This window comes from Paenisporosarcina sp., assembly GCF_049671445.1.
GTDB lineage: Bacteria > Bacillota > Bacilli > Bacillales_A > Planococcaceae > Paenisporosarcina.
The window spans coordinates 1-21,729 of sequence record NZ_JBATUX010000087.1 but is presented as its reverse complement, the minus strand read 5'-3'; the positions used below and the strand labels follow the sequence as shown (position 1 = coordinate 21,729).

Below are 21,729 nucleotides of genomic sequence, written 5' to 3'. Positions count from 1 at the left end.
TTGGGGCCTTAGCTCAGCTGGGAGAGCGCCTGCCTTGCACGCAGGAGGTCAGCGGTTCGATCCCGCTAGGCTCCATAATATATAAAAAGACACATGGAATGTGCCACATTCCATGTGTCTTTTTGGTTTTTTGAAGGGTAAGCCTGTACCAACGTTCGTTGAGACTACTTCTTAGTAATTTTTTATGATTTCGCTCATAGCCGACAAAGAACCGCCGGTAGTCGACAGAGAACCGCCGGTAGCCGACAGAAAACCGCCGGTAGTCGACAGAAAACCACTCATAGTAAAAGTCATCTGTCACTTCAGAGGTCCTTCACTACAGCAGATGGGTCTTTTTGTTTTACCCAAAATAATGGGAAGACAGCAGTTGTATGAACTCCTTTTCCAGTTCGTCTTGTTTCTTTACTAACACAAAGGTAGTCACTTTTGGTAATTCAAATAAATCAAAAGGGACTTTCATTAATCTACCTTCGAGTAACTCTCTTCTAACAATAGAATGTGGCAAAAAGGATATACCTAGCCCATCTTGAATAAAGCGCTTGGTGATATGGGCTTGTGACACTTTCATGGTGCGTAATCCAGGAAGGTGTTTTCTGAGTAGAACCAGTACATCCTCCCAGAATACTGGATGATGGTGGGTGAGCAATGTATGAGTTTGTAAGCATTCCAATACATCGATAGGTGGGCCAGTTTCATCATCATAACTGTCGACTGGCACGATAAATAAAAGTGGTTCTTCAAAAATCGGAATCGATTGAAGATATTTTGAATGCGCATCTAATGCGGAAATTCCCAGATGGACGTCACCAGAATCGACTAGTGACTCGATTAAGTTTGATTCCTCTACACGTATGGTGATTTCAAGGTCTGGATGTTGTTTCATAAAAATTCTTAATATATAAGGCAATATGGTTTCTGCAAGCAATGGTGATATGGCAATGGTCCAGTTTCTTCTGAATCCTTGCTTAAAGGAATGAATGGTTTGAACACTATCTTCAAATTGAAGAAGAATGTTGTCGGCTTTTTCTATAAACAATTTACCGGCATCAGTTAACGTCACACTGTTTTTATTGCGATCAAATAATGAAACACTTAAAAATTCTTCCAACAATTTAATATGGACAGTCACGCTAGGCTGTGACATTAATAATTGTTCTGATGTCTTACGAAAGTTTAATGTTTTTGCTGCTACGCTAAATGTTTTAAGCCATTGAAGTTGCATATATACCCTCCAAGTGATTAAAGATAATAATTGATTTAATTATAACTATTTAATTTTTATAATCAATTTACAACCGTATACTGCAATTATAGGAGGCGATAGTATGTTTCAAAAAGGCTTAAAAGATGTGGTGGCCGTTCATACCAAGATAGCATCTGTGGATGGAGAAAAAGGAGAATTGCGTTACCGTGGAGAACTTGTGGATAAGGTCATTCCGAATACGTCATTTGAAGAGTTGTCCACATTCTTATGGACAGGAAGTAAGAAACCGATCTCTCAATTGTTTATAAATGGGCGAATTCTTCCACAGCATGTGCATAACTTGCTTCAAACGTTACCAAATGAACTTCAAGTTATGGATGCCATGAAAGCAGCTATCTCTGTTTTCGGGACAAAATCTTTTCTGGAAAAATCGAATGATGAACAAGCAATCTTACTTACAGCAGCATTACCGGTTATCGTAGCAACGTTTTATAGAAAACAACGTGGACTTCAACCCATTGAATCTCGAGATGATCTTGGGCACGTTGCAAACTTTTTATACTTACTAACAGGGATATCCCCAACACCTGCACAAGTTGAAGCGCTTGAGACGTATTTATTAGTAACGATGGAACATGGGTTAAATGCATCGACGTTTGCAGCACGAGTGACCATCTCTACTGAATCGGATATTCCATCTGCGATTGTGTCCGCACTTGGTACGATGAAAGGTCCATTGCACGGTGGGGCGCCTTCGGGAGTTCTTAATTTATTGGATGACATGAAGTCACCTGAACATGTACGTTCGGTTTTAGAGGAAAGACTGGCAAAAGGGGAGCGTATTATGGGATTCGGGCACCGTATTTATAAAACGGAAGATCCGCGTTCTATCTTGCTTCGCGAAAAATGTTTAGCGCTGCAAGGTGAAGATGCATGGCTGGATTTAGCGACGTATGCAGAAAAAGAAATCATTCAATTGTTAAACGAACGTAAGCCTGGTCGCAAGTTATACACAAATGTAGAATTTTATGCGGCGGCAATTATGCGCGCTATAAATCTTGATCCAGCCTTGTTCACGCCGACCTTTAGTTTGGCTAGAATTGTTGGGTGGACCGCTCATGCGATAGAACAGGCTGAGGATAATACCATTTTTAGACCGCAATCTGTTTATGTTGGCAAAAAGTTTGTATGAAATGAAGTAAATTGTTCATTTAAGGAGTTGATTGATATGAGTGTAATTCTGATGCATGAAAATGTAACTTTACGTCCTATGAAAGAATCTGATATCACACGTTTGTGGAAATTAACTACACCCGACATATTTACGCATATGCTCAATCAAATTCAAACGAGTGAAGAATTTGAGAAATGGATGGAAGCTAGTTACTTACAAATGAAAACTTCGAATGTGGCCATGGTTTTTGTGGTGGCTGATTTAGAAACGGATGAATTTTTTGGTTCCACACGTATCTATAACATTGACCATGCGAATAAATCGTGTGAAATTGGTGGAACTTATTATGGAAAAGCGTATCAACGAACACATGTTAATACGATTGCGAAGTGGTTACTCCTTACTTATGCCTTCGAAACACTCGGAATGATACGTGTCCAATTTAAAACAGACGAAGAAAACGTGAGATCGCAAATGGCAATTGAACGGATTGGCGCAACAAAAGAAGGTGTAGTACGAAATGAACGTATACGGTCGACTGGAAAACCTCGGAATGCAGTCATGTACTCAATAATCGATAGCGAATGGGAAGTTGTTAAAAATAAACTGGAAGATAAGATGAATATTTATTCATAATAATGTAAGGTTGAGCCAACACCCCTTAGCGTTTTACAATAGACTTAATGAAATGGGGAGGTATAAAATGATGAATAATTTAAATATATCTTTAATTGGTGTACCAATGGATTTGGGTCAAAATCGTCGCGGAGTAGATATGGGACCAAGCGCGATTCGTTACGCGGGGGTAGTTGAGCGTTTACAAGAAATTGGACACACGGTAACAGATGAGGGCAATATTCAAATTGCAGCTGCTGAAAAAACGGCATCACCTGATACAAACCTTAAAAACTTAAAAGAAGTAACAGATGCAAGTACTGCTTTAGCTAATAAAATTCATGATGTTATGGAAAACGGTCAATTCCCACTAATTTTAGGTGGCGACCATAGTATTGCGATTGGAACTTTAGCTGGTTTAGGCGATCGTTATGAAAACTTAGGTGTGATTTGGTACGATGCACATGCAGATTTAAATACGGGAGAGACGTCTCCTTCTGGTAATATTCACGGAATGCCACTTGCGGTGAGCATTGGGTTAGGTCACGAGAAATTAGTGAACATTCGAGGGTTTGCACCAAAAATCAAACCTGAAAATGTCGTCATTATTGGTGCACGTTCAATCGATCCGGGTGAACGTGAATTAATTAAAGAAAAAGGAATTAAAGTATTTACGATGCATGACATTGATAAGCTTGGGATGACGGAAGTTATGAACAGTGCGATGTCGTACCTAAAAGACCGCAATGTCGATGGGCTTCATTTGTCTCTTGATTTAGATGGAATTGATCCAATTTATACGCCAGGTGTTGGTACACCTGTACCGGGTGGTATTAGCTACCGAGAAAGTCATTTAGCAATGGAAATGTTGTTTACATCGGATATGGTTACGTCTGCTGAATTTGTGGAAGTAAACCCAATCTTGGATGAAAAAAATAAAACTGCTGATGTGGCCGTTGCCCTTATGGGTTCATTATTCGGCGAAAAATTATTATAAGATTAATCAAAACTGTTCGACCTAGCATTAATTGCTAAAGGTCGAACAGTTTTTTCTTTCTAATGGTTGAAATTCATCCTTATAACCCGTTTGGAAATGGGTAAACTTTCTAAAAAAATGTAAGTATTTTGAAATAATTTCTGATATAATAGAACTAATTTAAAAAATGATGAAACCTGTCTAACCTTTAATCCGTATAAGTAAGACAGCCGCATGAGCGGAGGGGAATTTACGATGGATGCGTTGATTAATAAAAGAATAAAAGAAGTGTTAAAAGGCGATCAAAACGCATTCGCGGAGATTGTCGAGTTGTTTCAAGATAAATTGTATCGAATATGTTATCGTATGCTTGGTAACCAACACGAAGCGGAAGATATTGCACAGGAAGCTTTTGTTCGTGCCTTTATTAATATACATACGTTTGATACAAATCGAAAATTTTCAACATGGTTGTACCGAATTGGAACCAATTTGTGTATCGATCGTATAAGAAAGAAGAAACCGGATTATTACTTAGATGCAGAGGTTGCGGGCACTGAAGGGTTAAATATGTATTCGCAAATTGCTTCAAAAGAAGAATTGCCGGAACAAGAAGTGTTGAAAATGGAAATGCAGGACCGTGTTCAATATGAAATTAGTCGACTGCCGGATAAATACCGGGCAGTCATAATACTTAAATATATGGAGGACTTACCACTCCAAGAAATTAGTGAAATTTTAGAAATGCCACTGGGTACCGTAAAAACACGTATTCATAGAGGGCGGGAAGCTCTAAGAAAGCAATTGAGTAACATGTAGGAGGGATTTACAATGAATAACTGCCCAGATCATATCGTTCACTATATGCATGAACATTTAGATGGTGACATTAGCCGTGAACATGAGCTGGAGCTTCAGACGCATTTGACGAGTTGTACAGCTTGTCAGCAACATATGCATGAGTTAAGTAAAGTCGCTGTGTTCGTTCAGAGCACTTCACATATGACAGCACCGAGTGGATTTGTAGAAGGCGTGATAGCACGTATGCCAAAAGAAACTTCAAAAGTAGGGATGAAACGTTGGTTCCATAGCCACCCATTGTTGACGGCAGCTGCCTTGTTCATGATATTAATGAGTGCATCTTTATTTAGCAGCTTTAATGATGATCAACAGTTCTCCTTTACAAAGCAACCGAATATCGTGGTTGAAGGAGAAAGAGTAATCGTTCCAGCAGGCGAAACGGTGAATGGAGACCTTGTCGTTAAAAATGGCGATCTTCAAATTGACGGAGAAGTCAATGGCGATGTAACGATTATCAATGGAACGCAATATATGGCATCAACAGCAAATGTAACAGGTGATATAGAAGAGATTAATCAAGTGTTTGACTGGCTCTGGTACAAAATAAAATCAGGCACGAAAGATATTATGTCGCTTTTTGATAAAGCAGAAAAATAAGCCTCTCCGTCAAGGGAGGGCTTATTTTTTTTGAGTGATTCGCGCTTTTGTTTTATGGGTAAAGCACAGTACTGTACCTTATGTTATACTGATTTCATATGAATATGTGAAGAAAAGTGGGGGATGCCACATGCCGTTTATTGACCAATTCACAGATTTGACGCCGGTAAACGCGCTCGTTAATATACTTGATGTGCTACTCGTGTGGTTTGTCATTTATAAAATTTTCACTTTGATAAAGGGAACGAAAGCGGTCCAGTTATTAAAAGGGATTTTTGTCATAATAATTGTTCGGGTATTAACGCAAACGTTTGGATTGGATACACTTGGTTGGATGATGCAAAAAATCATAGACTGGGGTTTCCTAGCCGTTATTATCATTTTCCAGCCCGAGCTAAGACGCGCCCTAGAACAAATTGGCCGAGGCAAGCTATTTGCCCGCACGAGCCTTCAAGAAGCAGAAGAGCAAAATCGTTTAATAGAAGCTATATCTAAATCTGTAAGTTATATGGCGAAACGCCGTATTGGTGCATTGATTTCAATTGAACGCGAAACAGGTTTAAATGATTATATTGAAACCGGTATTAAGATGCACTCTGAAATTACTTCAGAATTATTGATTAATATTTTCATACCTAACACGCCACTTCATGATGGCGCGGTCATTATGCAAAAAAACAAAATAGCCGCGGCTGCTTGTTACTTGCCATTATCTGAAAGTCCGTTTATTTCAAAAGAACTTGGAACTCGTCATCGTGCAGCGCTTGGTATAAGCGAAGTAACCGATGCGATTACGATTATCGTTTCTGAAGAAACCGGTGCAGTGAGTTTGACATCAAACGGAGACCTTCACCGAAATCTATCCATTGAAGAATTTGAAAAACGCTTACGTAAAGTGTGGTTCGGACCAGAACCTGAACTTGTAAGCACTTCTAAATGGACGTGGGGGAGGAAAAAGAATGGATAAAATGATGGATAGCCCGTGGTTTTTGAGAATCACTGCGCTCCTACTCGCCATGCTTTTGTTCTTAACGATTAAGTCAGATGAAGAAAACTTAAACGCAGCGACCAACGGAAATACGACAGATATTATTCGTGATGTACCGGTAGAAGTATATTATGACGATGACAACTTAGTCGTCACTGGAGTTCCTGAGACCGTTGATATGACGATAGAAGGCCCTACATCCGACGTGCAAACTGCCAAACAGTTGCAAGATTTTACTGTCTTTGTTGATTTACGCTCGATGAATATGGGAGAACACGATGTCATGCTACAGGTTGAAAATGTGTCAGACCAATTGCAAGTGACTTTGGATCCTGCATATATTGAAGTCAATATTGAAGAGAAAATCACTCGAGAATTACTTGTAGACCCTGAATTTAATGATCGATTACTAGCTGAAAACTTTGTGGTGACCACTATGAAATCAGATCCACAACGGATACAAATAACTGGTGCGAAAAGTATTATTGATAGCATTAGCTTTGTTAAAGCTACCGTTTCAGGAGACCAAGGAATCGATAAAACATTTACTAAAGAAGCAAGCGTAAAAGTACTGGATAAGGATTTATCTAAATTAAATGTCGCGATAGAACCTGAAGTAGTAAATGTGACAATTGAAATAGAAGAATATAGCAAAGAAGTACCTATCACTCTTCGACAAACTGGGAAGCCCAAAGAAGGCGTCACAATTAATGAGTTAAAGCCATCGTTTGGAAATGTACGTGTCTATGGAAATCGTGCAGCAATAGATGCTTTAAGCGTTATGGTCGTAGATGTGGATGTCAGCAAAGTAGAAGAGTCTAAAAAGCTTACAGTGAAAATTCCACTACCTAAGGGAGTGTCTCGAATTTCTGAGACTCAAATTGAAGTAGAAGCAGATGTTACACCAGCACCTGATGAAAAACTTAATGCAGATGACTCCGCTTAAGCTGTTTAAGGTGAAAATCTGTTCCTTTACATTGAATGTAAAAGGTTTATAAATAAAAGTGTAACAAAGAACGGTGAGAAATTTACTTGCTATCACTGTAGAAAGACCTGTAAGTGTGACATGGACGGTATGAATACCTTCCGTCACTGTGAATATGGTATGAGCTTAAGTTTGGATTTGAAGGAGAGAGAATATAAATGGGTAAATATTTTGGAACTGACGGAGTAAGAGGCGTCGCTAATAGTGAACTAACACCGGAACTAGCATTTAAACTAGGTCGTATCGGTGGGTATGTATTAACAAAAGGTGCAACGAATCGTCCGAAAGTGTTAATCGGTCGGGACACACGAATTTCAGGACATATGCTTGAAGGTGCACTTGTAGCAGGTCTTTTATCTGTAGGTGCGGAAGTTATGCGTTTAGGTGTTATTAGTACACCTGGTGTGTCTTACTTAACACGTGTGATGAGTGCAGAAGCGGGCGTTATGATTTCAGCTTCTCACAATCCAGTTGCGGATAACGGAATCAAATTCTTCGGTTCGGACGGTTTCAAACTGTCAGATGAACAAGAAGCTGAAATAGAAGCATACATTGATGCAGAAACAGATGAACTGCCAAGACCAGTTGGAGGCAATTTGGGATCTGTTACTGATTATTTTGAAGGTGGACAAAAATACATTAGTTACTTAAAACAAACATTAGACGAAGATTTCGTTGGTATTCATGTGGCACTCGACTGTGCACATGGTGCTACTTCTTCTTTAGCAACTCACGTATTTGCTGATTTGGATGCGGACCTTTCAACAATGGGTGCGTCACCAAACGGTTTGAACATTAATGAAGGTGTAGGATCTACTCATCCTGAAGTATTAGCTAAATTTGTAGTCGATAAAGGAGCTCACGTTGGTCTTGCCTTTGATGGTGATGGAGATCGCTTGATTGCAGTTGATGAAAAAGGCCAGATAGTAGATGGCGATCAGATTATGTATATTTGTGCAAAGCACTTGCACAAAGAAGGTCGTTTGAATAAAGATACGGTTGTATCCACGGTAATGAGCAATATGGGATTCTATAAAGCCCTTGAATCACAAGGTATGACCAGCGTTAAAACAGCAGTTGGTGATCGATATGTGGTCGAGGAAATGAAAAAGAACGGCTATAACTTAGGTGGAGAACAATCTGGACACATCGTGTTCTTAGATTACAATACAACGGGCGATGGATTATTATCAGGTCTTCAACTTGTAAACATCATGAAAGTTACGGGTAAAAAGTTATCCGAGCTTGCAGCTGAAATGACGATTTTCCCACAGAAACTTGTAAATGTTCGTGTGACGGACAAGCATGGTGTGACGGACAATGCTCATGTAGCAACAGTCATTGAAGAAGTAGAAAAAGAAATGGCTGGAAATGGCCGTATTCTTGTACGTCCATCGGGTACAGAACCATTAGTACGTGTAATGGTTGAAGCGTCAACAAAAGAAGATTGCGAACGTTATGTAGAGCGCATTGCTGAAGTTGTACGTAGTGAAATGGGTTTAGCTGAATAATTATAATGGAACTAGCTTCTTTTTAGAGGCTGGTTCTTTTTTTTTACTGAAAAAGATGTCTTTTTGTATGAAATCCTGGTTAATTAAAAACAAGTTGTAAGATTAATGTTTATTTTACTTTCTATTTGAAAATACTTTTCGTATAATACCTATATAATGGTAGAAAGTGGGTGTCGCATGCGTTTAGATGATACAGATAAACGTATTTTAGAATTATTAACTGTCAATGGACGCTTATCCTATGTTGATATAGGTAAAGAACTTAATCTTTCGAGAGTAGCAGTTCGAGAGCGAGTGCATCAGTTGCAAGAAGCGGGTGTGATCGAGCGTTTTACGGTAGTCATTAATTCTGAAAAAGTTGGGAAAAGTGTTTCAGGATTTTTTGAAGTAGACTGTGAACCTTCTTCATTAGTGGAGGTAGCAGAGAAACTTGCAGATAACCCTAGTGTTGCGAGTTGTTATCAAATGACGGGACCCTCTACCTTACATATGCATGTGCTTGTTGATGATTTCTCCAATTTAGAGAAATTCATTAATGAAGAATTGTATGCTTTAGGTGGTATAACGCGAGTTGAGAGTCACATATTATTAAGACGCTTTAAGAGTAGAAGCGGCTTGAAATTATAATTACATAAAGACCCTTACATTTCTAAAGAAATGTAAGGGTCTTTTTATGTATAAATTTCCATCTACGAAATGGTTGGAAACGCTTACATGAATACAGTATGCAATTTATGCCGTTTTGTTCATTTTTACAGAGATTACATTACGATGTGTAAGTAAATAGTCATGATATAAAAACTAAAAGAATCAAAAAAACGAATAAATTTAATTTTTTTGAATATTCTTGTAGATTTTTATATTTCTATGCTTTATAATCACAAATAACAAATAGCAACCATTTGTTAATTAAAAGATTTAAATTGATTAACAAATGTAAGAAGGTGGGGAGTAAATGATAGCTTTGATCGTTCGAAGGGGAATACAACTTGTATTTTTATTACTAGGTATTTCATTTCTTGTATTTTCTTCCATGTACATAGCTCCTGGAGATCCAGCCACTATGGTAGGTGGAGCCACTGCAACGGAAACAGATTTAGAAGCGATTCGCGATAATCTTGGTCTGAATGATCCATTCCTCGTTCAGTACGGTCGATATCTTAAAAATGCAGCACAAGGAGATTTCGGATATTCCTATCAAACAAAACAAGCTGTTTCGGAAGCGATAGCTATTCGGTTTCCAAATACATTTAAACTCGCGATAGCCAGTATGATTGTTGCCGTTGTTATTGGTATTTTTGCAGGACTAATATCCGCCTTAAAACATAATTCTTGGTTAGACGTAACATCTACAACTTTTGCTCTTGCTGGGATTTCCATTCCAAACTTTTGGTTAGGAGCACTGTTAATCCTAGTGTTTGCGGTGAATCTAGGGTGGCTACCAGTCGGTGGCTTATCCGAACCATTTTATACGGTTGAGGGAATTAAGCAATTGATTCTACCGGCCATTACACTTGGCACCGGTTCAGCAGCAATGATTGCTCGTATGGCAAGGTCATCCATGCTTGAAGTCATCAAAGCGGACTACGTCAGAACGGCAAGGGCAAAAGGTGTCAAGGAACGGAATGTCATATGGATTCACACATTAAAGAATGCCATGATTCCTGTTATCACCGTTATTGGTCTTAACTTTGGTTTCTTACTTGGTGGAACAATAATTACAGAAAAGGTTTTCGCTATAAATGGAGTAGGCAGATTAATGATTGATGCCATTGCGATGAGAGATTTCCCGATGGTTCAAGGGTCAGTATTGTTAGTAGCCACCCTATTTGTAGTCGTGAATTTAATAGTAGATATCGTTTATACCTTTATTGATCCACGTATCAGCTACGACTGATGAAAGGAGCTACTATATGACAAACGCGATACTGACAACAGATGCACGTGCGGTTGTTAAAAAGAAAGAAAAAGTATATGTCACTACACTAAAGCGGTTGCTGAAAAATAAACTAGCGGTTGTGGGCATGATTATTATTCTGTTACAAATCGGAATGGCTATTTTTGCTCCGATTATTACAACACAAGATCCAATTAAACAAAATTTAATTAGTAGCGAGCTTCCCATGTTTTCAGAAGGGCACTGGCTTGGCACTGACAATTATGGACGAGATGTCTGGACGCGAATTGTTTATGGAGCACGAATTTCATTATTAGTGGGTATTACAGCCGTTTCTCTTGGCTTGATTGGAGGGGTGACGTTAGGTCTACTTGGAGGGTACTACAAAAAACTGGACGGAATCATCATGCGAATTGTTGATTTGCTGTTTTCGTTCCCAGGTATATTGTTGGCCATGTTAATCATTGCGATTTTGGGGACGAGCTTAGTCAATGTGGCCATCGCAATCAGTATTTGGTCGATTCCGACATGTGCTCGAATAGTAAGGGGTTCCGTACTTGCCATTAAACAAAAGGAATATATCATGGCAATGAAGTCTTTAGGAGCTTCGGATTTTCGAATTATGATTCGCCATATACTACCCAATGCATTTGCACCAATTATTGTTTTTGCGACCATGCGAATGGCAACAGCTATATTATCAACCGCCTCTTTGAGCTACTTAGGATTAGGTGCTCAACCGCCGACGCCAGAATGGGGTGCCATGATCGCACAAGGGCAAGATTATATGTGGACTTCACCTCATTTAACGATTGTGCCAGGTATCGCCATCATGTTAACGGTTTTCGCTTTTAATGTTGTAGGAGATGGATTACGGGATGCACTTGATCCAAATATGGATATTCAATGAAAAGCACCATTCAAGCTCGACGCTGACTTTTGTAGTTAGACACCAATAAAAATGGAGTAGGGGGAAATTTAATGAAGAAAACGTTTTGGTTATCACTAATGTTACTGGTGTTACTCGTTTTATCAGCTTGTGGTGGAGGGGAATCAGCATCAGCCCCAAAAGAAACTGACGGGTCTGGGAGCGGCGACTCGGCAAGTAATGAAACATTTACGTACGCATCTACATCGGATGTGGTAGGGATGTCACCAATTTTAACAAATGATTCAGTATCAGCTAATATTACAGAACATGTTTACGAAAAATTATTTGAACGTAATATCGATACGATGGAATTTGAGCCTAAATTAGCAGAATCATATGAAATTAAGGATGAAAACACATGGGTAATTAAACTGAAAGAAGGCATTAAATTCCATGATGGAACGCCTTTTAATGCAGAAGCAGTGAAATACACATTTGATAAATTACGTGATCCAGCAACAGCTGCACCACGTGCATCTTTATTAGAGCCAGTTGATACAATTACGGTTATTGATGAAAATACAGTAGAAATTAAAACAAAATATCCATATGGAGCCTTTTTAGCTTCATTATCACATTCAAATGCAGCAATTGTCAGCCCAACAGCTGACCAAGCACAAGATTTAATGAAAGAACCAGTAGGAACAGGTCCATTCAAATTTGTGAGCTGGACATCTGGTGATCAAGTGGAGTTAGAAGCAAATGAAGAATATTGGGATGGTGCACCTGATCTTAAGAAAGTGGTATTAAAAGTTGTACCTGAAATTTCAACCGCTATCTCTATGCTTCAAGCAGGAGAAATCCAATTTATTGATAACTTACCAACAGAACAAGTAAAACGTCTTGAATCAATGGACAATATTAATATCGAGAAAAAAGAAGGAACACCAGTTTATTACTTAACTTTTAACCATTCAAGAGAAATGAATCAAGACCCTGAGTTCCGTGAAGCGGTGGCAGCAGCCATTGATCGCGATGCATTTGTTTCGAAATTAAATGGACTAGGTGTTCGCAGTGATAGTGTCATTGGACCACAAGTATTTGGTTACGATGAAGCAGCTGACGAAGCGGGAACTGCCTATGATGTAGAAGCAGCAAAAGCATTAGTTAAGAAAAATGGATACGGCGACAAGCCAATTAAAATATTGACTGCTAACCGTGACAACTTTGTATTGATGGCTGAAATTGTACAAGCACAATTAACAGAAGCGGGCTTCAAAGTGGAAATCGAGTCAATGGAGTGGGCTACATTCTTAGACACAGCCCGAGGTGGAGAGTATGATATCACATTCCTGAGTTGGTCAAACGTAACGGGTGATGGTTCAGAATTGTTATATCCAAACTTCCATAGTGATAATGTTGGAACGTCAAACCGTGCACAATACAGCAATGCAGAATTCGATGAGTTGGTTGTACAATCTCGCACAACAATTGATCAAGATGAGCGTAAAGAAATTTTAGGAAAAGCGAACAAATTAATGATTGAAGATAATGCGGTCGTTGTTATGTATCACGGACTTGTAACGGCGGCGATGGACAAAGCATATTCTGGTCTTGAACTAGATCCGAACGGTAAATGGAGTTTGAAAAACGTTACTGGAGAGTAGGGTGTACTATGCAGGAGACATTATTAGAAGTGAACAATTTAGTAACTGAATTCCGCACAGCAGACGGCAACGTCCAAGCTGTGCGGGATGTCTCCTTTTCCATAGCGAAAGGGGAGACATTATGCATCGTAGGTGAATCGGGCTGTGGAAAAAGCATCACATCTTTATCTGTAATTGGCTTGCTTCCAAGCAACGGGAGAATTGCAAACGGAGAAGTGAAGTATGAAGGGAAGCAAATTCATAACCTACCATATGAACAGATGAGAAAAATGCGCGGAACAAAAATTTCGATGATTTTCCAAGAGCCGATGACGGCATTAAATCCGGTATTAACTGTAGGTTATCAGTTACGTGAACCGCTAATTCTTCATCATCGAATCGGAAAAAATGAAGCAACTAAACAAGGAATCGAATTGTTGAATCAAGTTGGAATTCCATATCCTGAAAAAAGAATGAATCAATATCCACATGAACTTAGTGGAGGAATGAGACAGCGTGTCATGATTGCGATGGCGCTTGCTTGTCACCCAGGATTGCTCATTGCAGATGAACCGACGACTGCTTTAGATGTAACGATACAAGCACAAATTTTGGATTTAATTAATGACTTGAAAGAAAAGCTGAATATGGGTGTCATGATGGTGACGCATGATATGGGTGTTGTTGCCGAAGTTGCTGACCGTGTAATGGTTATGTATGCGGGGAAAAAAGTAGAAGAGGGACCCGTAGCAGAAATATTTGATAACCCGAAACATCCTTATACAATTGGCTTATTAAATTCAGTACCAAATATTGACGACCCGGATTTTGAATTAGAACCAATACCAGGTTCTCTCCCAAGTTTACAAGATCATATTCAAGGATGTCGTTTCCACCCACGTTGTAAATTCGCGATGGATAAATGTCGTGAAGTTGCACCTCCAGAATTTAATAAAGGTGAAGGGCATGTTGTGAGTTGTTGGTTGCACGAAGAAGTGGAGGAGGTTAAGCATGGTCATCTTGTCGCCCAAATCTGATCAAAAAATACTCCTCGAATTAACAGGTGTGAAAAAGTATTTCCCTATTAAAGGTGGCATCTTAAAACGTGTCCAAGGAAATGTGAAGGCTGTCGAAGATGTGTCACTTCAATTGTATGAAGGCGAAAGTTTAGGGGTAGTTGGTGAATCTGGTTGTGGGAAGTCTACACTAGGTCGTGCTATCTTAGGTCTTGAAGAGTTAACGGAAGGAAAAATTCGTTTTCGTGATAAAGAAATTCAAGATTTAAAACGCAAAGAGAAATTGAAATTTGTGAAAGAAATGCAAATGATTTTTCAAGACCCTTATGCTTCATTAAATCCTCGCCAACGTATTGGACATGCATTGGAAGAAGTATTTACGATGCATACCAATATGTCTACGAAAGAAAAAAGAGCAAGTGTTATCGATTTGCTTCATGAAGTTGGTTTGAAAGAAGAACATTTTGATCGCTATCCTCATGAGTTCAGTGGTGGTCAAAGACAGCGTATTGGCATTGCACGTGCAATTGCCTTAAATCCTTCTTTTGTAATTTGTGACGAAGCGGTATCAGCTTTAGATGTATCTGTGCAAGCACAAGTGTTAAAATTATTAAAAACCTTACAAGAAAAGTATCAATTGTCATATTTATTTATTTCCCATGATTTAGGTGTAGTCCGCTACTTCTGTGATCGCGTGCTCGTCATGTACCTTGGCAACACAGTGGAGCTAGGAACGGTAAAGGGGTTATTTGCAGATCCACTTCATCCTTATACCCAAGCGTTGTTATCAGCTATTCCGCGCCCATCTGTTCACGTCAATACAAAACGTATTCGATTACAAGGTGATCTACCTAATCCGGCAAACCCGCCAAGTGGATGTCCTTTCCATACACGTTGTCCAATTGCACAAGATGTCTGTAAAGTTGATAAACCTGCTTGGCAAGAATATGAATCAGGTCATTTTGCTGCCTGTCATTTTGCAGGCACAAAAATTTAGAAACGAAACGAAGAAATTTGAGGGGGATCATCATGGATTACTTACACCACCCATTTGCGGCGAAGCGTCACACTGTATTCGCGAAGAAAGGTATGGTCGCAACATCACAACCACTGGCAGCACAAGCAGGACTTGAAATTTTGCAAAAAGGTGGCAATGCGATTGACGCAGCGATCGCAACAGCTGCAGCATTAACAGTTGTTGAACCCACTTCAAACGGAATTGGCGGCGATGCTTTCGCTCTAGTATGGACAAAGGATAAGCTTCATGGTCTAAATGCTTCTGGTCCTGCGCCACAATCGATTTCTGCAGAAGCTATCCGTCAAAAAGGACATGAAAAAATGCCTGTTTTCGGTGTGATTCCTGTCACTGTACCTGGTGTACCAGCTGCTTGGGCAGAGCTTTCACAAAAATTCGGGAAACTACCGTTAAAAGACGTACTCGAGCCAGCTATTCGTTATGCGGAAGAAGGCTACCCACTAACACCGATTCTCGGTAAGTACTGGAAAGCAGCATATAAGAAATTCAAGGAAACCTTTACGACAGAAGAATTTGCTTCTTGGTTTGAAACGTTTGCGCCAAACGGTCGAGCTCCTGAAGTAGGAGAAGTTTGGTCATCTCCTGGTCATGCAAAAACGTTGCGTGCAATCGGTGAAACAAATGCGAGAGATTTCTATGAAGGCGAAATAGCTGATAAGATTGATGCCTATTTTAAGAAATACGACGGCTACTTAACAAAAGAGGATTTAGCTACATACAAACCACAATGGGTTGACCCAGTTTCAGCGAATTATCGTGGATACGACGTTTGGGAAATTCCACCGAATGGACAAGGCATGGTCGCACTTATGGCGTTAAACGTCTTTAAACACTTAGATAAACCAGCATGGCAAGATGCAGACACATTCCATCAACAGATCGAAGCGATGAAACTGGCGTTCACAGACGGCCAAGCGTTTATTACTGAACCTGTAGCGATGCCAGTAAGCGTCGAACATTTACTATCAGAAGAATACGCGGAAAAACGTGCGGGTGTTATCGATGATACTGCAAGCAACCCACAACCTTATGAACTACCAAAGGGTGGAACAGTTTATTTAGCGGTAGCAGATGATGAAGGAAATATGGTGTCATATATCCAAAGTAATTATATGGGCTTTGGCTCAGGTATTGTAGTGCCAGGAACGGGCATTGGATTACAAAATCGTGGACATGATTTCTCACTTGATGAAGAGCATCCAAACGTCTTGAAGCCAGGGAAAAGAACGTATCATACCATTATTCCAGGTTTCCTTACGAAAGATGGTCAAGCAGTTGGACCATTTGGTGTCATGGGTGGATATATGCAACCCCAGGGTCACTTCCAAGTTGTTACCAATACATTGGATTTCTTATTAAATCCGCAAGCGACATTGGATATGCCTCGATGGCAATGGATTAAAGGGAAGACTGTGCATGTCGAACCAGAGTTTCCAAATTATTTGGTGCAAAACTTGGTTAGAAAAGGACATGACATTCATGTGACATCGGACGGCGGTAGTTTTGGACGTGGACAAATCATTTGGCGAAATCCCAAAACGGGTGTGCTGCAAGGCGGTACAGAATCCCGAACTGACGGAACCATCGCCGCTTGGTAGATCGTACGGTACTGAAGAACTCTTCCGCACGTCCAGGACGTGTTCTTCACAGTAATATCTTTCTAGCATTTTTTCGAATTGGCATGCTTGGATTTGGCGGGGGACCTTCCTCCATTCCGTTGGTTCATCAAGAAGTTGTGAAAAAATATGAATGGATGACTGACGATGAATTCGGCGACACACTTGCTCTAGCGAATACATTGCCAGGGCCAATTGCTACTAAAATGGCAGGATATGTAGGCTATCGAATAGCTGGTGTATGGGGATTGCTAAATGCACTATTGGCATCTGTCATTCCAACTGTTGTGTTAATGATTGTTTTTCTTGGATTACTGCAAACGTATAAAGACATTCCGTGGGTACAAAATATGTCGGCGACTGTAGTGCCAGTGGTAGCAGTAATGCTAGCTGTTTTGACATGGGACTTTATTAAAAAATCCGGAGAAACGCTCGGCTGGATGCGGGCCATTATGTTGTTAGTTCTGTCTGCTATTCTTATAGAAGCATTGCATATCCATCCAGCCTTTGTTATTTTAGGCTGTATCTTAGCGGTCTTTTCTCCTCTCTTAAAAAGGAGGAAGAAAGCATGATTTATTGGCATCTGTTTTTAGCTTTCTTTATTCCAGGCATTCTGGGTTATGGTGGAGGACCAGCTTCTATTCCACTAGTTGAACATGAAGTGGTAGGGAAATATGAATGGATGACGACGCAAGAATTTAGTGAAGTAGTCGCGATTGGAAATTCATTACCAGGTCCAATAGCTACGAAGATGGCGGGGTATATTGGGTATACGGAAGGCGGGATTGTAGGATCCATTGTCGCGATGATTGCGACAGTTGCTCCTTCTTTAATCCTAATGGTCTTCATGATGGCCATCTTGATGAAATACAAAGATGAGCCTGAAGTGAAAAATTTAACTAAAGTGATTAGACCGGTTATTGCGATTTTACTCGCGTTTATGACAATTCAATTTGCACAAGAATCAGTTGATGGCATAGGTATTGTTTATACAGTAATCGTCATGGTTGTGAGTTTTGTGTTATTGGAAAAAGTGAAGTTACATCCAGCGTTTGTCATTGCCTTGGCATTAGTCTTTGGAGCTATAACAGGTTTGTGAAGAGTCGCAGAGATGCGGCTCTTTGTTTTGATTAAATAGGGATATTAGGATTTGAACAATGAATAAATTTCCTTTTTATGGGTGGGGTGTAATAAAACTAGTGTGAAACCGATTAAAAGATGAATGTAGCCGATAAAACCTACGACGAAGTCGAATAAAATCAATCTCATAGGTGAAATGAACCGAATCATCATCATACTAAAGGGGCAAAGATTAGATTTCCTAAACTATTATGTTTTCACTGAATATAATGGGGTAAAGTACTTTATTGACGTTTGTGCGTGAATTCAGTATGATAGGAATGTTGGCGTAAACTGTAAGTCATTGACAACTGACAACGTCACCGTGCTAAAGGAGCGAAAAATTGCACGTAAAAATAGGAAAACAATGATAGCGCCAGAGCTGAAGAAATTGGACGAAACGGATCTTCAGCAGACGAGGAGGAGGAGTATCGAAGATTCGGCGGATACCTCCCGGCCGCGATGCCCGGTCGTAATTCTGATTCTTAACCCGCGAAAGTGATTTTGCGATTAAAGGAAGAAGAGGGCACACGACAGCGTCTGTGCGCAATGCAGAACGCTTATTTTGATTTTACTAAATGGAGGATTTAAATTATGTGCGGAATTGTAGGATACATCGGAGAGTTAGATTCAAAAGAAATTTTATTAAAAGGGTTAGAGAAATTAGAATACCGTGGTTATGATTCAGCAGGTATTGCTGTACGAAATGAAGACGGAATAACTATTTTCAAAGAAAAAGGTCGTATTGCTGACTTACGTCTAGCAGTAGAAGATGATGTGCATTCAAAAACAGGGATTGGACATACTCGTTGGGCAACACACGGAGTTCCAAACCAATTAAATGCGCATCCACATCAAAGTGAATCAGGTCGTTTTACGCTTGTTCATAACGGCGTTATTGAAAACTATCATTTGCTACAAAAAGAATATTTACCAGGCGTGGAAATGAAATCTGATACGGACACAGAAGTTATTGTGCAATTGATTGAGAAATTCTCAAACGAAGGTGTAACAACTGGTGAGGCTTTCCGTCATACTTTATCTTTATTGCACGGTTCATATGCAATCGCGTTATTAGATTCAGAAGAAGCACAAACGATTTATGTAGCTAAAAACAAAAGCCCGTTATTAGTAGGTCTTGGAGAAGACTTTAACGTAGTGGCATCTGACGCGATGGCGATGATTCAAGTTACAAACGAATACGTCGAACTTCACGATCAAGAAATGGTTATTGTGAAAAAAGAGTCTGTTGAAATTCAAAAATTAGATGGCTCTGTCGTGAAACGTGATTCATATACGGCAGAACTTGATATGAGCGATATCGAAAAAGGGATGTACCCTCATTACATGTTAAAAGAAATTGATGAGCAACCAGCTGTTATGCGTAAAATTATCCAAGCTTATCAGAATGAACAAGGGAAGCTTGAAATTGAAGAAGGCATTTTAACAGCATTGAATAATGCAGATCGCCTTCATATTATTGCAGCAGGTACGAGTTACCATGCAGGATTAGTGGGTAAAGAATATTTCGAGAAAGTCGCTGGTATTCCTACTGAGGTTCACATTTCAAGTGAATTTGGCTACAACATGCCTTTACTTTCAGAAAAACCATTATTCATGTTTATTACTCAATCTGGAGAAACAGCAGATAGCCGTCAAGTATTAGTGAAAATTAAAGAATTAGGTCACCCTACATTAACAGTAACCAATGTCAAAGGTTCTACACTTTCTCGTGAAGCGGACTATACATTGTTACTACATGCAGGACCTGAAATTGCTGTAGCTTCTACAAAAGCGTATACAGCACAAATCGCGGTTCTTGCACTTACAGCTGCGGTTGCAGGTGAAGCAGCAGGACGTACAGTAGATTTCGATATCGTACAAGAACTTGGGATCGTGGCGAATGCCGTTCAAGCGATGGTTGATTCAAAAGAAGAAATGGAGCAAATCGCTCGTGACTTCCTTTCAACAACACGCAATGCATTCTTCATTGGCCGTAATTTAGATTTCTGTGTCAGCATGGAAGGCGCATTAAAATTAAAAGAAATTTCGTACATCCAAGCAGAAGGTTTTGCAGGTGGCGAATTGAAACACGGAACGATTGCTTTAATTGAAGATGGTACGCCAATCTTCGCATTAGCGACACAAAAAGCAGTAAGCTTAAACATCCGTGGAAACGTTAAAGAAGTAGTGGCACGTGGCGCAAATCCATGTATTATTGCGATGGAAGGCATGGAAGAAGACGGTGACACACTTGTTTTACCAAAAGTGCATCCATTACTAACACCACTTGTTTCAGTAATCCCATTACAATTAATTAGCTACTATGCTGCATTACACCGTGATTGTGACGTGGATAAACCACGTAACTTAGCGAAATCAGTTACAGTTGAATAAGATTATATAGAAAAACCGATACAGGATTCTTTCCTGTATCGGTTTTTTTGTTGCCTGCAAAATATAGAGTATTTCTTTATTCCTATGTACGACTTATCTTTTTCTTGTCTTCGATACGTCTAAATGCTCTGATACTGATGATTGTTGCAAAATAAGCAAACACACTCCCTGAGAACAAAGGGATTGCTCCCGGAAAAAGACTAAGCAGAAAATAGGTGACCCCTGCCAATAATGCAATAGCAAGAACTTCTAATGGAGAGGTAATAGCAATTAGAAATGCTTGTTTGATATAGTGTAGAAATTTTAAATTGAAATGTGCATACACGGGAAAGAGAAATAACGCAGTAGCTATGCACGATATTAGAACAAAGCCGATAACAGGTAAGAGGAAATCGAACCGTCCATTATTTAATTGAATAAATGTAAAGTCAAAATAAAGAAAGTAGGCGATGGCTGCCAGTATTAGTCCAAATCCATTTGCTTTTATGAAGTCCTGGCGAAATAATGACCAAAATGTTGGGAAGATTTTTATTCCTACTTCTTTTCTTATCAGCTTTCGAACAACTCCAAACATGGCAGTTGTGGATGGGGAAAGGCCAAAAATTCCAAGACCAACAAGTGTGAAGAAAATCCACAAAACGTTGATATATGCCAACTGTATCATTCGATTTGCAACGCGTTCAAAGTTGTCCCAGTTCATAGTAATTTCACCTCTTGATTTCTAACTATAAGATAAATAGGTTTTTAAAACAATCCTGCAATTAACTGGAATGGATGTAACATGCTACAAAAAAATCATAGATGAGTCAATTTAGGACATTTAAGAGACTTGTCTCTTGTTATGAAATCATATAAGCTTTAAACAAGTTGGCGGATAATTTAGTAATTTCAGTCTATAGTGGTACTTTCCGTCAAATAAGTCAATTAGTTTCTATGTATTTTTCAAGGGGTTGGGAAGTAGTAAAAGTAAGTTCAAATGACAACGCTTTCATCTTAGGGTTTCAAAAAGAAAAAGAAAGACAGTCGAACTTGAAAGGGGGAGTCACGCACCAGTTGGTGGCTAGTAAGATGACTTGTTAAATATTGTATGAAATCATAAGGGGGATAATAATGTTGAAAAAATATTGGTCTTTATTCATGCTTTTCCTATGTGCTGTACTTTTAGTAGGCTGTCAAGAAGATATGACTCCAGTATCTAGCGACAAAAAAGATGGTAACAA

At 39.4% G+C, this 21,729-nt stretch carries 20 protein-coding genes and 1 tRNA gene; 19 read left to right on the top strand and 2 right to left on the bottom strand.

Annotated features, from left to right (window positions below; translation table 11 throughout):
• Positions 1 to 2 precede the first annotated feature (2 nt).
• A tRNA-Ala gene (locus tag WBG45_RS11165) sits at positions 3 to 75 on the top strand.
• Positions 76 to 340: 265 nt separating this feature from the next.
• Here WBG45_RS11165 and WBG45_RS11160 read toward each other — a convergent pair.
• A complete protein-coding gene (locus WBG45_RS11160; protein WP_424414580.1) occupies positions 341 to 1,222 on the bottom strand; it encodes a LysR family transcriptional regulator in 882 nt (293 codons plus the stop codon).
• 103 nt (positions 1,223 to 1,325) lie between these two features.
• Between WBG45_RS11160 and WBG45_RS11155 the strand changes: the two genes are divergently transcribed.
• The 18 genes from WBG45_RS11155 to glmS all read left to right on the top strand — a co-directional run bounded on the left by WBG45_RS11155 (position 1,326) and on the right by glmS (position 20,509).
• Positions 1,326 to 2,396 (top strand): citrate/2-methylcitrate synthase, encoded by a 1,071-nt coding sequence (locus tag WBG45_RS11155; RefSeq protein WP_424414578.1) that lies wholly within the window; start codon positions 1,326 to 1,328, stop codon positions 2,394 to 2,396.
• Positions 2,397 to 2,432: 36 nt separating this feature from the next.
• Positions 2,433 to 3,014 (top strand): GNAT family N-acetyltransferase, encoded by a 582-nt coding sequence (locus tag WBG45_RS11150; protein ID WP_424414576.1) that lies wholly within the window; start codon positions 2,433 to 2,435, stop codon positions 3,012 to 3,014.
• 70 nt (positions 3,015 to 3,084) lie between these two features.
• A complete protein-coding gene (gene rocF, locus WBG45_RS11145) occupies positions 3,085 to 3,990 on the top strand; it encodes an arginase (protein WP_424414574.1) in 906 nt (301 codons plus the stop codon).
• A gap of 234 nt (positions 3,991 to 4,224) precedes the next feature.
• The gene (gene sigW / locus WBG45_RS11140; RefSeq protein WP_424414572.1) at positions 4,225 to 4,788 is read left to right on the top strand and encodes an RNA polymerase sigma factor SigW; all 564 of its coding nucleotides are present in this window, start codon (positions 4,225 to 4,227) and stop codon (positions 4,786 to 4,788) included.
• Positions 4,789 to 4,800: 12 nt separating this feature from the next.
• Complete coding sequence (locus WBG45_RS11135) at positions 4,801 to 5,427, top strand: anti-sigma factor family protein (protein WP_424414570.1); 627 nt, start codon at positions 4,801 to 4,803, stop codon at positions 5,425 to 5,427.
• A 130-nt stretch (positions 5,428 to 5,557) separates the two neighbouring features.
• Entirely contained in the window at positions 5,558 to 6,394 is an 837-nt protein-coding gene (gene cdaA, locus WBG45_RS11130) for a diadenylate cyclase CdaA (protein ID WP_424414568.1), read from the top strand.
• Positions 6,387 to 7,361 carry a CdaR family protein gene (locus tag WBG45_RS11125; protein ID WP_424414566.1) on the top strand — a complete coding sequence of 325 codons (975 nt, stop codon included), beginning with the start codon at positions 6,387 to 6,389 and terminating at the stop codon, positions 7,359 to 7,361. The genes cdaA and WBG45_RS11125 overlap by 8 nt, the downstream gene beginning before the upstream one ends.
• A gap of 197 nt (positions 7,362 to 7,558) precedes the next feature.
• Positions 7,559 to 8,911, top strand: coding sequence for a phosphoglucosamine mutase (gene glmM / locus WBG45_RS11120; RefSeq protein ID WP_424414564.1), 1,353 nt, complete (start codon positions 7,559 to 7,561; stop codon positions 8,909 to 8,911).
• A gap of 177 nt (positions 8,912 to 9,088) precedes the next feature.
• Positions 9,089 to 9,538, top strand: coding sequence for an Lrp/AsnC family transcriptional regulator (locus tag WBG45_RS11115; RefSeq protein WP_424414582.1), 450 nt, complete (start codon positions 9,089 to 9,091; stop codon positions 9,536 to 9,538).
• 328 nt (positions 9,539 to 9,866) lie between these two features.
• The gene (gene nikB / locus WBG45_RS11110; RefSeq protein WP_424414562.1) at positions 9,867 to 10,808 is read left to right on the top strand and encodes a nickel ABC transporter permease; all 942 of its coding nucleotides are present in this window, start codon (positions 9,867 to 9,869) and stop codon (positions 10,806 to 10,808) included.
• 16 nt (positions 10,809 to 10,824) lie between these two features.
• Positions 10,825 to 11,718, top strand: a complete 894-nt coding sequence (locus WBG45_RS11105) for an ABC transporter permease (protein ID WP_424414560.1) — start codon at positions 10,825 to 10,827, stop codon at positions 11,716 to 11,718.
• A gap of 71 nt (positions 11,719 to 11,789) precedes the next feature.
• A complete protein-coding gene (locus tag WBG45_RS11100; RefSeq protein WP_424414559.1) occupies positions 11,790 to 13,346 on the top strand; it encodes a glutathione ABC transporter substrate-binding protein in 1,557 nt (518 codons plus the stop codon).
• Positions 13,347 to 13,354: 8 nt separating this feature from the next.
• On the top strand, positions 13,355 to 14,362 hold the full coding sequence (locus WBG45_RS11095) for an ABC transporter ATP-binding protein (RefSeq protein WP_424414558.1): 1,008 nt from the start codon (positions 13,355 to 13,357) through the stop codon (positions 14,360 to 14,362).
• Positions 14,337 to 15,338: an ABC transporter ATP-binding protein gene (locus tag WBG45_RS11090; protein WP_424414557.1), complete on the top strand. Its 1,002-nt coding sequence runs from the start codon at positions 14,337 to 14,339 to the stop codon at positions 15,336 to 15,338. The genes WBG45_RS11095 and WBG45_RS11090 overlap by 26 nt, the downstream gene beginning before the upstream one ends.
• Before the next feature lie 32 nt (positions 15,339 to 15,370).
• Entirely contained in the window at positions 15,371 to 16,975 is a 1,605-nt protein-coding gene (locus WBG45_RS11085) for a gamma-glutamyltransferase family protein (RefSeq protein WP_424414556.1), read from the top strand.
• Positions 16,969 to 17,565 (top strand): chromate transporter, encoded by a 597-nt coding sequence (locus WBG45_RS11080; RefSeq protein WP_424414554.1) that lies wholly within the window; start codon positions 16,969 to 16,971, stop codon positions 17,563 to 17,565. The genes WBG45_RS11085 and WBG45_RS11080 overlap by 7 nt, the downstream gene beginning before the upstream one ends.
• Complete coding sequence (locus tag WBG45_RS11075) at positions 17,562 to 18,092, top strand: chromate transporter (protein ID WP_424414553.1); 531 nt, start codon at positions 17,562 to 17,564, stop codon at positions 18,090 to 18,092. Before WBG45_RS11080 ends, WBG45_RS11075 begins: the two co-directional genes overlap by 4 nt.
• 614 nt (positions 18,093 to 18,706) lie before the next feature.
• Positions 18,707 to 20,509 (top strand): glutamine--fructose-6-phosphate transaminase (isomerizing), encoded by a 1,803-nt coding sequence (glmS, locus tag WBG45_RS11070; RefSeq protein ID WP_424414551.1) that lies wholly within the window; start codon positions 18,707 to 18,709, stop codon positions 20,507 to 20,509.
• Positions 20,510 to 20,591: 82 nt separating this feature from the next.
• On the opposite strand, the gene WBG45_RS11065 is transcribed toward glmS, so the two are convergent.
• Positions 20,592 to 21,209 carry a YesL family protein gene (locus tag WBG45_RS11065; protein WP_424414550.1) on the bottom strand — a complete coding sequence of 206 codons (618 nt, stop codon included), beginning with the start codon at positions 21,207 to 21,209 and terminating at the stop codon, positions 20,592 to 20,594.
• Positions 21,210 to 21,729: the final 520 nt, after the last annotated feature.

What these genes read in the sequence shown, in the direction of transcription:
- WBG45_RS11075 (WP_424414553.1), top strand. Translation starts at nt 17,562, where the DNA reads ATGATTTATTGGCATCTGTTTTTAGCTTTCTTTATTCCAGGCATTCTG.
- WBG45_RS11150 (WP_424414576.1), top strand. Translation starts at nt 2,433, where the DNA reads ATGAGTGTAATTCTGATGCATGAAAATGTAACTTTACGTCCTATGAAA.
- glmS (WP_424414551.1), top strand. Translation starts at nt 18,707, where the DNA reads ATGTGCGGAATTGTAGGATACATCGGAGAGTTAGATTCAAAAGAAATT.
- WBG45_RS11135 (WP_424414570.1), top strand. Translation starts at nt 4,801, where the DNA reads ATGAATAACTGCCCAGATCATATCGTTCACTATATGCATGAACATTTA.
- sigW (WP_424414572.1), top strand. Translation starts at nt 4,225, where the DNA reads ATGGATGCGTTGATTAATAAAAGAATAAAAGAAGTGTTAAAAGGCGAT.
- WBG45_RS11115 (WP_424414582.1), top strand. Translation starts at nt 9,089, where the DNA reads ATGCGTTTAGATGATACAGATAAACGTATTTTAGAATTATTAACTGTC.
- WBG45_RS11085 (WP_424414556.1), top strand. Translation starts at nt 15,371, where the DNA reads ATGGATTACTTACACCACCCATTTGCGGCGAAGCGTCACACTGTATTC.
- WBG45_RS11100 (WP_424414559.1), top strand. Translation starts at nt 11,790, where the DNA reads ATGAAGAAAACGTTTTGGTTATCACTAATGTTACTGGTGTTACTCGTT.
- WBG45_RS11090 (WP_424414557.1), top strand. Translation starts at nt 14,337, where the DNA reads ATGGTCATCTTGTCGCCCAAATCTGATCAAAAAATACTCCTCGAATTA.
- WBG45_RS11105 (WP_424414560.1), top strand. Translation starts at nt 10,825, where the DNA reads ATGACAAACGCGATACTGACAACAGATGCACGTGCGGTTGTTAAAAAG.
- rocF (WP_424414574.1), top strand. Translation starts at nt 3,085, where the DNA reads ATGAATAATTTAAATATATCTTTAATTGGTGTACCAATGGATTTGGGT.
- WBG45_RS11155 (WP_424414578.1), top strand. Translation starts at nt 1,326, where the DNA reads ATGTTTCAAAAAGGCTTAAAAGATGTGGTGGCCGTTCATACCAAGATA.
- WBG45_RS11160 (WP_424414580.1), bottom strand. Translation starts at nt 1,222, where the DNA reads ATGCAACTTCAATGGCTTAAAACATTTAGCGTAGCAGCAAAAACATTA.
- cdaA (WP_424414568.1), top strand. Translation starts at nt 5,558, where the DNA reads ATGCCGTTTATTGACCAATTCACAGATTTGACGCCGGTAAACGCGCTC.
- WBG45_RS11125 (WP_424414566.1), top strand. Translation starts at nt 6,387, where the DNA reads ATGGATAAAATGATGGATAGCCCGTGGTTTTTGAGAATCACTGCGCTC.
- glmM (WP_424414564.1), top strand. Translation starts at nt 7,559, where the DNA reads ATGGGTAAATATTTTGGAACTGACGGAGTAAGAGGCGTCGCTAATAGT.
- WBG45_RS11095 (WP_424414558.1), top strand. Translation starts at nt 13,355, where the DNA reads ATGCAGGAGACATTATTAGAAGTGAACAATTTAGTAACTGAATTCCGC.
- WBG45_RS11065 (WP_424414550.1), bottom strand. Translation starts at nt 21,209, where the DNA reads ATGAACTGGGACAACTTTGAACGCGTTGCAAATCGAATGATACAGTTG.
- nikB (WP_424414562.1), top strand. Translation starts at nt 9,867, where the DNA reads ATGATAGCTTTGATCGTTCGAAGGGGAATACAACTTGTATTTTTATTA.